Source organism: Sulfurimonas sp. (assembly GCF_018698455.1).
GTDB lineage: Bacteria > Campylobacterota > Campylobacteria > Campylobacterales > Sulfurimonadaceae > Sulfurimonas.
Genome location: NZ_JABIOQ010000060.1, coordinates 1 through 13,718, shown reverse-complemented (window position 1 = coordinate 13,718; position 13,718 = coordinate 1). Strand labels below are relative to the sequence as shown.

General features: G+C 31.6%; 10 protein-coding genes. 7 read left to right on the top strand and 3 right to left on the bottom strand.

Going from position 1 to position 13,718, the window contains the following annotated elements; genetic code table 11:
• Positions 1-58: 58 nt before the first annotated feature.
• Complete coding sequence (gene gyrA / locus HOG88_RS08895; protein WP_295005339.1) at positions 59-2,539, bottom strand: DNA gyrase subunit A; 2,481 nt, start codon at positions 2,537-2,539, stop codon at positions 59-61.
• Between the two features lie 317 nt (positions 2,540-2,856).
• Between gyrA and HOG88_RS08890 the strand changes: the two genes are divergently transcribed.
• The 4 genes from HOG88_RS08890 (at position 2,857) to HOG88_RS08875 (ending at position 6,565) form a co-directional block, all read left to right on the top strand.
• Positions 2,857-4,161, top strand: a complete 1,305-nt coding sequence (locus HOG88_RS08890; RefSeq protein WP_295005337.1) for an ammonium transporter — start codon at positions 2,857-2,859, stop codon at positions 4,159-4,161.
• 62 nt (positions 4,162-4,223) lie between these two features.
• Positions 4,224-4,562: a P-II family nitrogen regulator gene (locus HOG88_RS08885; protein WP_295005335.1), complete on the top strand. Its 339-nt coding sequence runs from the start codon at positions 4,224-4,226 to the stop codon at positions 4,560-4,562.
• Positions 4,563-4,684: 122 nt separating this feature from the next.
• The gene (locus tag HOG88_RS08880; RefSeq protein WP_295005333.1) at positions 4,685-5,860 is read left to right on the top strand and encodes an ammonium transporter; all 1,176 of its coding nucleotides are present in this window, start codon (positions 4,685-4,687) and stop codon (positions 5,858-5,860) included.
• Between the two features lie 9 nt (positions 5,861-5,869).
• Positions 5,870-6,565: an energy transducer TonB gene (locus HOG88_RS08875; protein WP_295005331.1), complete on the top strand. Its 696-nt coding sequence runs from the start codon at positions 5,870-5,872 to the stop codon at positions 6,563-6,565.
• On the opposite strand, the gene HOG88_RS08870 is transcribed toward HOG88_RS08875, so the two are convergent.
• Both HOG88_RS08870 and HOG88_RS08865 read right to left on the bottom strand, forming a co-directional pair.
• The gene (locus tag HOG88_RS08870; protein ID WP_295005329.1) at positions 6,558-7,670 is read right to left on the bottom strand and encodes a hybrid sensor histidine kinase/response regulator; all 1,113 of its coding nucleotides are present in this window, start codon (positions 7,668-7,670) and stop codon (positions 6,558-6,560) included. The two genes, HOG88_RS08875 and HOG88_RS08870, sit on opposite strands and share 8 nt — an antisense overlap.
• Before the next feature lie 520 nt (positions 7,671-8,190).
• Entirely contained in the window at positions 8,191-9,192 is a 1,002-nt protein-coding gene (locus HOG88_RS08865; protein ID WP_295005328.1) for a WYL domain-containing protein, read from the bottom strand.
• 75 nt (positions 9,193-9,267) lie between these two features.
• Between HOG88_RS08865 and HOG88_RS08860 the strand changes: the two genes are divergently transcribed.
• The 3 genes from HOG88_RS08860 to HOG88_RS08850 are packed head-to-tail and all read left to right on the top strand — an operon-like array spanning position 9,268 to position 13,615.
• Positions 9,268-11,571, top strand: coding sequence for a DUF3696 domain-containing protein (locus HOG88_RS08860; protein WP_295005326.1), 2,304 nt, complete (start codon positions 9,268-9,270; stop codon positions 11,569-11,571).
• Positions 11,571-12,482 carry a hypothetical protein gene (locus HOG88_RS08855; protein WP_295005324.1) on the top strand — a complete coding sequence of 304 codons (912 nt, stop codon included), beginning with the start codon at positions 11,571-11,573 and terminating at the stop codon, positions 12,480-12,482. Before HOG88_RS08860 ends, HOG88_RS08855 begins: the two co-directional genes overlap by 1 nt.
• A gap of 8 nt (positions 12,483-12,490) precedes the next feature.
• Positions 12,491-13,615, top strand: coding sequence for a DEAD/DEAH box helicase family protein (locus HOG88_RS08850; RefSeq protein ID WP_295005321.1), 1,125 nt, complete (start codon positions 12,491-12,493; stop codon positions 13,613-13,615).
• Positions 13,616-13,718: the final 103 nt, after the last annotated feature.

The window sequence follows — 13,718 nt, the reverse complement described above, 5'->3', positions numbered from 1 at the left end:
TTTCCTTGGTTTTAGAGTCTATGACTCATAATTATATATATTTTAATAAAAGCAATTACTATTCCAAAAATGAAGTTGGAATATCATTGTCATCTTCGTCTTCATCTTTTTCTTGCTTTGGACAACGAGATATACTAGAGACATCATCACCTTTAAGTATATAAACACCAGATGTATTTCGACTTGATTTGGAGATAGTTTGCATATCTACACGTATCATTTTACCGGCATTAGTAAGTGCCATCATATCCATTGTTTCATCAACCATAAGGCATCCGACGATATTTTTACCAGTTTTTGCAGTCATTTTCATAGCTATAACACCAGAACCACCACGGTTTGTAAGTCTGTACTCACCAGCATCAGTACGTTTACCAATACCTTTTTCTGCTACTATAAGAATCTCTTGTTCATCATTTGCAATGATATTAGCATCAACTACTACATCACCTTCATGTTTGAACTTAATACCTCTTACGCCACGAGTACTTCTACCTTGTTCACGAGTTTTTTCTATTTCAAACTTGATACACTGCGCCATTTTTGTAAGAATAAAGAGATACTTAATGCTTTGATCTGCAATTTTTGCAGTGATAAGTGCATCATCATCATCAAGTACAATTGCACGAACACCATTACTTCTAATGTTAGAGAACTCACTTAAATTTGTACGTTTTACAACACCTTTTTGAGTAAAGAAAACAAGACCTTTTTCTTCACTAAAGTCAGTTGTTGGAATGATAGAACGTATTTTCTCATCTGCTACAAGGTTAATAAGGTTTACAACAGCCTTTCCTTTTGCAATACGACTTCCTTCTGGAATTCTATAAACTTTAAGCCAGTGAAGCTGTCCACGGTCAGTAACAAAGAGTAGTGTATCATGAGTGTTACAAGTAAAGAAGCTTTCAATAAAGTCATCTTCATATGTAGTAACAGCTGTTTTACCTTTTCCACCACGTTTTTGTTTCTCATAAGATGCTAAAGGAACACGTTTGATGTAACCTCTATGTGTAATAGTTACAACCATAGGCTCATTTGGAATAAGGTCTTCGATATCAATATCATCATAATCATCTTCAATATCAGTACGTCTACCTTCTGTATAAGTAGCTGATACTTCATCAAATTCTTCTTGAATGATACCTTTAAGAACCTCTTCACTTTTTAAGATTGATTCTAGGTAGTCTATGAGTTTTGAAAGTTCTGTAAGTTCTGCTAGAATTTTTTCTATTTCAAGACCAGTTAAACGACCAAGTCTCATAGCAACAATACTTGCTGCTTGAATCTCACTGAAGTCATATTCTGAAACTAGATTGTTCTTCGCTTCTTCTTCATTTGACGAAGCACGAATCGTTTTAATTACTTTTTCAATAATATCTATGGCTTTTTGAAGACCTTCTAAGATGTGTGCACGAGCTTTCGCTTTTTCAAGATCAAAAATCGTACGACGGATGATTACCGTTTTACGGTGATTAATGAACTGCTTTAAGATTTCTATAATTCCAAAAATTCTTGGTTCTTGGTTTAGTATAGACAACATGATAATACCAAATGTAGTTTGCATGCTTGTTTGTTTGAAAAGATTGTTTAGAACGATTTCACTCATAGCATCGCGTTTAAGCTCAATAATAACACGCATACCATCACGGTCTGACTCATCACGAATGAGTGAAACACCATCTATCATTTTATCTTTTACAAGATTTGCTATATTTTCTATTAGACGAGATTTATTTACTTGGTATGGAAGTTCATCAATTACTATTATTTCTTTTTTTGCAGTTTGTTCTATATGTGTTTTTGCACGAACTTTTATACGACCACGACCAGTATCATAAGCATCAGTAATACCTTTTTTACCAAAGATAGTACCACCAGTTGGAAAGTCAGGTGCTTTAATGTGCTCCATGATTTCAGCTAAAGTAATATTTGGATTTGCTAGAAGTGCTTTGAGTCCATTCATAATTTCAGTTGGATTATGAGGAGGGATGTTTGTAGCCATACCAACAGCGATACCAGATGAACCATTTATGAGAAGGTTAGGAACACGAGTAGGCATTACGTCCGGCTCTTTAGTAGTACCATCATAGTTATCTGTCATATTTACAGTGTTTTTATCTAAGTCTTTTAGAAGTTCACCTGCATACTTTGTCATACGAGCTTCTGTATATCTCATAGCAGCGGCAGAGTCACCATCAACAGATCCAAAGTTTCCTTGGCCGTCTACAAGTTCCATTCTCATAGAAAAGTCTTGTGCCATACGAACTAATGCATCATAAACAGAGTTGTCACCATGTGGATGGTACTGACCGATAACATCACCAACTATACGAGCTGACTTCTTAAACTTAGAACCATGTGAAAGGTTTAGTTTATCCATTGCATATAGTATGCGTCTATGAACAGGCTTTAATCCATCTCTAACATCTGGTAATGCACGTCCTACAATAACACTCATTGAGTAGTCAAGGTAAGAGTTTTGGAGAGTGTCTTCTATATTTATCTGTTGTATATCATCGTTATTTAGCAAATCGCTCATTGAAACACCTATTAATTAAAAATAAAATCTATAAATAATAGCTAAATTACTGTTAAGAAATCATTTAAAATAGAGAACTTTTTACAAATAATTTGAATATGTGAAAAATAGAAGCCTACTGTTTCGTCTTATGGTAAGGTAGGAGGAGTTGTACTTAAATCAAAAAAAGATTAATCATCATGTGGAACAAAATCTCAATATTGGTCTTAAATATAGTTTTAAGTCATGAACTGATTAGTTTTTAATCAATTAAATGAAAAATAGCAGAAGAAGTTCTATTATAATTTGTGCTGAAATATAAAACAAAAAGGATTAATATGAAAAAATGGTTAATAGCATTATTACTTGCTTTACCGACACTTACATTTGCCCAAGATGTATTGGATACTGGAGATACTGCGTGGATGATGATGTCAACTGCATTAGTATTACTTATGACGCCTGCTGGCCTTGCACTATTTTATGGTGGAATGACTAGAAGCAAAAATGTATTAAATACATATGCTATGGTTTTTGGAGCATTTGTAGTTGCATTTATTGTATGGATAGTTGCTGGATACTCAATAGCATTTGGAACAGCTGAGTCAGCTTCAGTTCAAAATGTAATTGGTGGTTTTAGTCATGTAATGTTAAGTGGAATTTCTTGGAATGACTTAAGTGGAACATATCCTACTTATGTATTCGTTGTATTTCAAGGTACATTCGCTGCAATTACAGTTGCAATCGCTTCTGGTTCAGTTATAGAGCGTATCAAGTTTTCAACATGGTTAGTATTTGTTGCTTTATGGGGATTAGTAGTATATGCTCCTATTACTCACATGGTATGGGGTGGAGACGGTGCACTTTTATTTGATGCTGGTGCTCTTGACTTTGCTGGTGGTACTGTTGTTCATATGAATGGTGGTTTAGCTGGTTTAGTTCTTGGAATCTTAGTTGGTAAACGTACTGGTTATCCAAAAATTGCAATGAAACCTGCTAATGTAATGCTTACTGCTTTAGGTGCTGCTATCTTATGGTTCGGTTGGTATGGATTTAACGGTGGATCTGCATTTGGTGCAAATGCCATCGCTGGTTTAGCTTTCTTAACTACGACTATTGCAACAGCAATGGCAGCTATTACATGGATGCTTGCTGAATGGGTAATTTATAAAAAACCAACTCTTTTAGGTCTTGCTTCAGGTGCTGTAGCTGGTCTAGTTGCTATTACTCCTGCTGCTGGTTTTGTTGATGTTACTGGTGCATTTATTTTAGGAACTGTTGGTTCATTATTCGCTTTTTGGGGTGTTACTTCCCTTAAAAAGAAACTTGGTTACGATGACTCTCTTGATGCATTTGGTATTCACTTCTTAGCTGGTCTATTTGGTGCTCTTGCAACTGCATTCTTAGCTGTAAAAGATAACGATTTACTATGGAACGGGCCTCTTAAAGATCACGGAGATAGAATGGGTCAATTCATAGTCCAGATTGAATCAGTTGTAGTTGTAGGTCTCTTTACTTTAGTTGGTACAGTTGTAGTTTATTACATAGCTACTGCATTAACTGGTGGGTCTCGTGTTGATGAAGATCAAGAGTCTATGGGTCTTGACGAATCAGTTCATGGCGAAAAGTATATCAACTCTTAATAAGAGTTGATTAAAACCATAAATATGGTTACAATTAAAAAATAATTTTATTGGAGCAATAAATGAAAAGAGTAGAAGCGGTTATAAAACCATTCAAATTAGAAGATGTTAAAGATGCACTTGCTGAAATCGGCGTTACTGGTATGACAGTGAGTGAAGTTAAAGGTTATGGTCGTCAAAAAGGTCATTCTGAGCTTTATCGTGGAGCTGAGTATGTTGTAGATTTTTTACCAAAAATTAAAATGGAAATGATAGTTGCTGAAGATATGGTTGAGCAAGTAACAAGCACAATCGTTGAAGCTGCAAGAACTGGTAAAATTGGTGATGGTAAAATTTTCGTAAGTGATATCGAAAAAATCATCAGAATTAGAACTGGTGAAGAAGACAACGAAGCTATATAGTTTCATTCTCACACAATTATACACACATTAAGTGTGTGTAATCCTCTAAAATTTCCCATTTAACTTTTTCCAAATATATATTTTGATACACTCATGGCCATTAATACACAAGGGTTATTTTTATGTTAGAAGCTGATTTTAAATACATTATTGACACATTCTTTACACTTTTTTCTATGGTGCTTATTATCTTTATGGTACCAGGTTTCGCAATGCTCGAAGCAGGGCTTGTACGAACTAAAAATGTTACATCTGTACTGACTATAAATATTATGATTTATGCAGTTGCATCAATGGCATTTTTACTCATAGGCTTCTCCATAGCATTTGGAACTTGGGAAAATGAAAGCATGAGTAAATGGGCATTTTTTCTTTTTCAGATGGCGTTTGTAGGAAAAACTATTAACATAATGAGTGGTGGTGTGAGTGAAAGAGTTCGCATTATTCCTTTAGCTATGTTTGCTGTTGTTATGGGTGGTGTGATTTATCCATTAGTAGTTAACGTATCTTGGGGTGCAGATATCTTAGCTGGAACATTTTTTGATATAAATATGTATGACTTAGCTGGTTCAACCGTAATACACTCTACGGGTGGATGGGCACTCTTAGCTGCAATTTTAATAATGGGCTCACGTAAAGGCCGTTATGTCAATGGAAAAATAAGAGTTATACCTGCTTCAAATATTCCACTTGTTGTACTAGGTGCATTTTTACTCTGGATAGGGTGGTTTGGATTTAATGGTGGAAGTGTTGGAAGTATCTCAAGTGTAGAAAAAGCAGACCAAGTAGCCAAAACAATAATGAATACAAATACAGCAGGTTTAGCAGGTGCTCTCATCGCAGGTTTTATTATGTATGCAAGATATAGACTTTTTGATATTACTATGATTTTAAATGGTGCTCTTGGCGGTTTAGTGGCTATAACTGCAGGACCTGATTTATATGACATGTATACACCAATTCTAATTGGGCTTATAGGTGGAGCATTAGTTGTTTTTGCTGTTCCTATTTTTGATAAACTTAAATTAGATGATCCAGTTGGAGCACTCTCTGTTCACCTTGTAAATGGTATATGGGGAACTTTAGCAGTTGGAATCTTTATAGATGATAAATCTTTTATAGAGCAGCTTAAAGGTGTGGCTGTTGTCGGAGTTTTTGCATTTGTTAGTTCATATACAGTGCTGTTTATAATAAATAAAATTTCTAAATTTCGTGCAGAAGATGATGCTCAAGTTGAAGGTATGGATGTCAATGAATGTGGAGTTGAAGCCTATCCAGAGTTTAAGCGTGCTATCTAACAGTTCTTTATGAAAAGACATCTTAGTTCTCTTTCTATCGCCATTATAGTTCACATATTTATAATGGTACTTCTATTTTCTTCATATTTTTACATAGCAACAAGTCAAAGTAAGAAAAAAGAAGAGTGTATGTGTGTACAGCTTTCTTGTTTTCCAGAACCAAAAGAGATAAAAAATAAGAAAAAAATAGAAAAAAAAGTTCAAAAAAAAATAGAAAAAAAAGTACTCAAAAAAGTAGTCGAAAAAGTTCAAAAAAAGACAATTCAAAAGCCTCGAGAAATACCAAAAGAAAAAATAAGAGAACCAAAATTAGAAAAAATAGTAGCAGAGGAAATACTTAAAGAAGAAGTTACAGAAGAAACTTCTTCACAAATTATCCAAAAAGTTGTTGTACCAAGTATAATTGAAAAAAGTTCACAAAAGAAGTATATTGATGAGAACTTAGACAAAATTATAAAATTACTTCAAGAAAACCTTTACTATCCAAGAAGTGCTAGAAAGAGGGGCATTGTAGGAGAAGTAATAGTTCAATTTACTCTTTTAAAAGATGCTTCTGTTAAAAATATCATAATTGTTTCTTCAAAGAGAGAGATACTAAGTCGTGCTGCACAAAGAACGATTGAAGATCTTTCAGGAAAGTTTCCAAAGCCAAAAGAGAAAATGATTTTACATATTCCCATAAGATATAGTTTAGTAATTAACTAGTTATCATCTCTTGGTTAGGTATTTGGATAGTAACTGTAGTGACACCTTTATCTGATTCAAGGTGAATACTTGCATTCATATAATCTCTTAGAATATTTACAGCGTTATAAAGACCTAATCCAACACCATTTTTTTCCTTCTTAGTACTTACATAAGGATCAAATATTTTTTCTATAACAGAAGCATCAATACCACCCGCATTATCCGTAATTGTAATTTTAGTTATTTCATCAGTTTGATGAGTGGTTATTTTTAGATTTTTACCATTATCTATATTGTTTTTTTGGAATGCTTCGATGGAATTTTTATAGATAGAAACGAGAATTTTTAGAAGTTCATTTTTAAAATAAACGACTGGTTTAGATGAAGTTAAATTAGTTTTTATTACAATATTATTGACAATGAAATTATCTTTTATTAATGCTAGACTTTCTTTTATAGTTGTATTAATATCATTACATGAAGATTCTGTTTCTATTTTAGAAAGTTGTGCAAAATCGTCTATTGAGCGAGATAGATTTTGTAAGTAGTCATTGATTTTAGATAAAGCAATATTAAGGTCTTTGGACTCTAGTGTTTCTAGCTCATTTTTTACAGATATAGACATAGTTGTAGCAGCGATAGATGCAATGGGTTGTCTCCATTGGTGTGCTAACATTTTTACTGTATCATTTACTGCTAAAAGTCTATCTTGTTTTTGGATGATGGCATCTTTATATGCACTCATAAAGAGACTCTCAGCACGAATTCTAAGATTCGCGATATTCACTGGTTTTGTTATGTAATCATTCGCTCCAGCATCAAAACTTTTTTCGAGTGTTTGACTAGTTGTATCGGCTGTAACCATCATGATTGGAATATGCTTGTAACTCTCTTGATTTCTAATATATTTAGTTGCTTCTATACCATCTATATCTGGCATTGAAATATCAAGAAGTATTAATTCAATGTTATGAGTTTCTAAAATACTATAAGCTTTTTTTGCAGAATCTGCTGTATAGACAGAAGAATACCCTTCTTCTGTGAGTAGTATCTTTAAAAATATAATATTAGTATTTAAATCATCAACAATTAGTATGTTTTTTGAGTGAAAATCTATTTTCATGTATATCCGCCATATGTATTATCTCTAGAAGTATATTTATTATAAGATTTAAAAAGTTTGTTATTGCTGAATGTATGTGAATGGAGTGTTTTTTATATGTGGTGACCCCGAGGAGAATTGAATTGTAGTTAGAAGCATAACTTAAATTCTCTCAGAAGCACTTAAAATAGAGGTTTAGTCCTAATGTAAGGACTTTTAAAATATTAATTCGTTCAACTTATGCCCCTTGGTCTGCATAATGAATACTTATTCAAGAACTAATACAGAGCTAAAAGTGTACAAATAATGTACAAAACCTAACCTTAAATTATTATTTGTCAATTATTGAATTACATTGATTGAGCAATAGTCCTTAAAATTTATAGAAGAGTCTATTATGATTATTCAGTGGAGTCTAATTTTTAAGTAAAATAGGACACTTCTAGCGACCATATTTACTGAAAATGACGAAAAAGTGTAAAACTACTGGCACAAATCCGGCATCAAATCTTCTTAGTGCCACTTAACAATATGACTTTTATTAGTCTAAATCATGTATAGCTTCAGTTAATTCTTTTTTTAACTCAATCTTTAAATATTCTGGTTCAATAATAGTTATATGTGGTAACCATTGCTTGATAAATGGCAATATCTCTATTGGTTGTGTATATTCTATTGATATCTTAATATTTCCATCTTTATCTTCATCTATATATCTTTGAGATGGGAAAAACTTTTTCATATTTGACTTAAAGTATTTTGCACGACTATGTGATACCTGTAATATTGCTATTTGAGCCTTGACATTATACTGGGTAAATGGGTTTTGTATTTTTCGGTAATACTGGTTATATTTATTCAGAACACTCTTTTGATAATTAGATTTTTTAGAATATGAAATTTCTTGGATAAATGAAATTCTTAGCAATCTATGGATATTGTTTTTTGCTTCAATAGCTAAGTACCAATTATTAGAAATAAACAGAATTTTCAAGCATTTTACATCAAGGAGCTCTTCAAGTTCTTCATACTTGTATGCTATATTTTTATACTCATGATTTTTTACTGCAAATTTCAGTGCATTAAATATACTTTGCTGTTCTATACTGAATTTTTCAAAAGGCCTTGTGACAAATTCAATAGTATCTGTATCTTGGTTAATAGTAGACTTAATAGAATTTTGTTCAGTTTTTGACAAGTTTTCTAGTAGAGTAGGATTGTTTTCAAGGGCCAATTGCATAACCCAAGTAATATCAGAAGTGTTGTTTGCAAAGTATTTTAATATATGTATATTATCTTGATCTTTATTTGAACATCTGTATACATCAATACGTCTATTTACATCATCTTTTTTGACTTTCTCAATAAGCACAATATGACTAAATAATTTATATATATTTTCAAGGTATCTTCTTAAAGTTCTTTCACTTATTTCTAACTCGTTTTGAAGATTTGTATCTTGTGGATATAATTCTTTATCATTAACAAGCATTATCATTAATTTAAAGATATGATTTATCTTGTTTGAGATTGCTGTAGACAAAATATTCCTTTATTGACAAGTTTTGTCATAAATAAACTGTAGAATTCTACCATCTAAAAAAATTAAAGGCAAATTATGAGAGAAATAAACAAATTTGGTATTGCTAACTTCAAACCATTTGGTGAAAAGTTACAAAGATTTGATTTAAAGCCAATTACACTTATATATGGACCGAATAGTATTGGAAAGTCTAGTATTATACACTCAATATCATACTTTAATAATTTATATAAAACTTCGACTTTTTCGCCTTCAGAAATTAAACTGGGAGATACTATTAATCTTGGAGGATTCCAGAACTTTGTACATAAAAAAGACCCTGAAAAAGAAGTTTCCTTAGAATTTACATATGCTGGGACTGTAGATAATTCACTTGATAAATTAAGAACGGGAAAGTATCAATTTGAAGAAAGAGAATATTTATTAAATCTTATCCCTTTAGATATGCATAATCAAATTAAAGATGCATTTATTAAAAATAACCCTTGGGTTCATATCAATAGTGGAGATTCAAGATTTTTTTATTGGCTAGAAGAAAATTTTAATGATTTTGATCTTGAACATTTTGATATGTCTAGATTAGAAACATTTATTCATGAAACTGCAGAATATGAAACAAATCTATTTGGAAAGCGAACTATACCACCTTTCCGGTACACAAAGAAAATATACAATAAACCATTAGGAACTATGGAAAAATTTTATATAGATGCTTCAGTGTCTACGAAAGATCTTCTTAATATTAAGCAACTCTACTGTCAAACAATAAAGAAAGAAAAATTTACAGATAATGAGTGGGTTGAAGAAAAAAATGATGAAACTGAATCAAATGAATATTTACGAGATGATAAGTTCGAACTAACTGAAGATTTTTTTATTAATGCACTTGAAAAGGCATCAGATGAACAATTAAAAATTTTTACTGAAGACTTGTATGAATTTATTCAAAAAACATACAATTTGGATGATAAAATCACAATAAATACAACAATTGGAAAAACAAAGTCCGGAGAAGTATCTGATACTCAAACAATTTATTCTATAGGAAAAGAATGGTTATTTAAGAGTATATTAACTGAAAAAATTGAAGGCTGTAAAAATACAGAAAATCAAAACTACTTAATCTTATTGAATCCAGAACATTGGTTTATAGATCAAATTCTACATAATATACAAAATTATGGGAAGTGGGATAGCAATAAAGAAATAGTTTCAGCTATTAAGAAATATTTATCTGAAGGTGATGGTATAGTCAGTTTAAACTCTTATATTACTGAAAAGAAAAGTATCTTATTGGAGCTTGAAAATATTCATCCAAATGATATTGGTACTTTTTTTGAATGGAATCATGATTTTGAGACAAAATATATAAATTATATTAAACGATCATCAGAAGAAATAACTGAAGATTTAAAAATGCTAAAAAATGAAGATCACTCTAAGGAAGCCTTTGATGCAAAATTTGATATTTCTGATGATATTTATGAAAGAATTTCCGAAAATCAGGAACTTTGTGATTTAGCTGATGAGTATGGTATACATAATATTGCTGATATTGTTTCTTTAATTTTGTTTAGCTGGATAGTTGATGTTAATAAGGCAGTTAAAAAGTCCACGGGGATGAAGTATATAGGTCCGCTTAGAAGTTTCCCTGAAAGACATGAATTTGCATATGCAGATAGAGAAATTGAATCTGATGCTTCAACTTACGCATGGGAACTTTTAAAACACGACAATAAACTACAAGCCATGCTTAATGTATGGCTTTCTAGTGACAAACTAAAGACACCCTATGAACTAGGATTACAAAAGCATGTCAAACTTAATGAGCAAAATATTATGAAAATGCAAGAGGTCTTTAAAGACAAAAGAAAAAAACATTTTAGTGAAGATGATTTTAATATGTTAGACCAGATCAAAGAATTTTCTTTTTATGATAAGAGATACAATACTCCAGTTAATATTAGAGAAATGGGACTAGGAGTAAGTCAAGTATTGCCAATTTTGGTTACTTTATTTAGTGAAAAAGGTCAAGTTATTGCAGTTGAACAGCCTGAATTACATTTGCATCCTGCAGTTCAAAGTGATTTAGCAGACGAGTTTATTAAAAGTTTTAAAGATAACTCTAACACTTCCATAGTAGAAACACATAGTGAGCATTTATTATTACGTTTAATGAAACGAATGAGACAAACTGTAGAAGGTACTTTACCTAATGAAAATTTATCCTTAACCCCAAATGATGTATCTATTTTATATGTTGATGCAGATGAGAATAAAACATATGTTTTAGAACTTCAATTAGATGAAGACGGCTCATTACTTGATCCATGGCCAGGTGGTTTTTTTGAAGAAGGTTTTACAGAAAGGTTTTTTTAATGCTATATGATTTTTCTTGTACACCACAACTGTTTACCGAAGAGGCATTGAACTCAGATTCTAGTAATTTTTTCTTTTTACAAATGTTTTTAAAGGAAGTAAATAAAAATGGTATTTTAGCTGACTTGAATAATGGGGATTGGAGAAAACAAGTCTTGCAACAAATAAATTCTTTACAGCCATCTCATAAGGATAAGCTGTTACATCTCTTGTCTAATTTAAAGGATCATAATCTTATTGTTGGGCATAAAAAGGCTGAACTAAAGCCTTCATCCGAAGAAGAATGGATTGAGCTTGCAAAAATATCTGACGACTTAGAGCCATTTTTTAGTATGCTCTCATTATCAAAAAATGATAAGACTATTTCTTTACAAAGTTTGTTTGAGAGTGATAAATGGCAAGATGAACGGTTGCGTACACACTATATTATTCAAAATGAAGTAAATTTATTACAAGAATTAAAACCTATATTAAGTTATGCAAAGAAAGTGATTTTAATTGATCCATACTTTGATACAATAAGGCCTAAATACAGAGCTACTCTTAATATAGTGGCTCAAGAATTGAGAAGTCAAAGAGGTAACGCTCAAAAAGGTACTATAGAAATTCATACACGTTTTAAGTATGGTGAAACTGATGGCCATAAGTTTAAAAGCTCATGGGAAAGATCTTCTAAAGAAATATTTCAAAAGTATGGGCATATATGTAGGTTATATCAGTGGGATAAAACTGATAGTTGGCATGATAGATATATTATCACTGATCAGTGTGGAGTTCATGTTGGTGCTGGTCTTGATGTAAGGGAAGAAGGAAAATCTACATGGGCAAAACTAGAATATAGTACACTTTCAGATATAGTAAAAGACTTTAGAGAGAATTCTTCTTCATACGAGTTAAAGCTAAGTCTGTAGGGAAAAATATGTTAAGTGTTAATGACTTTACAATAGATTTTGATCAGAGAATGAAAATAAGCTCTTTTGAGAATGAAGCTCAAAAAAGAGAAATTGAATTGCAATTGGCAAGACTCTTTACGAATTTAATAATAAATGAGCTGCACTCAAAAGAGCTTAAAAAATCAACTTCAGTTAATTGGTTAACGCAGAAAGATATCTTAAAAAAGTTTGAGTATCCAAGAATATATAGAGATTATGTACGTCCTGAATATCGTTCAAAACAAGAGTTTGAATATCCATCAGTATATGCAGAAAGAGAAAACCTAGTTGACATTGATTACAGTACAAGGCCATATACATACAAATTAGTTTTGAAGCATAGTTGTTCAATGGATTTTGTACTGCGACCTTATCAAGAAAGTATTATTAAGCAAGTTTCATTACTTGATAAGTCTGTTTTAGTTGAGGCACCAACTGGAGCTGGAAAGTCTGTTATAGCGGCACAAATTGCAAAAAATGAAATAAAGAAAGGTGGTATCGTCTTAGTAGTTGCTCCTAAAATTATTTTGTTAGAACAGTTACAAAAAACATTTGCAGAGATAGATTCACAAATAATTCATGGACCCAGTGAATATAATGTAAATTATCATATGTTTATTTCAACTTTACAAACAGCACATAAAAGAGATTTGGGTTTTAAACCTACTATGATTATTATAGATGAGATACATTATGGCTTTAGTGGAAAAATGATTGAGCAGGTTCTTGAGGAATTTAACGGAAGACTTGTTGGTTTATCTGCTACACCATATGATCATAATGGTATAACTTTGCAAGGTTTTGAATATCATATAAATAAGTATGATCTTCAATATATGCTAGATAATGCTTATTTAGTTTATCCATTATGTTATGCACCTGTAAAAATAGATCTGTCACCTATTAGCCTAGTTGGTGGAGATTATAACCAAACGGAACTAGATGAAGCTTTTAATAATTATGAAAATATCTTAAAGATTGTTCATAGTACAAAAGATACTGTACTTAAAAGAGAAGCTTCACTAGTATTTTGCATAAACATTGCACATGCTGAAGCTATGGCACATGCATATATGCATATAACGGAGTATCCGGACACCCATGTCGTTTGAGTTCGGACAGTTTAAGAAGAGATATTTTCTGTAACAGTATTTTAGCGTAAAGTGTCCGAATGCTTTTTTAGTATTCGTCACTTTTAATGCTAGATTTGATTTT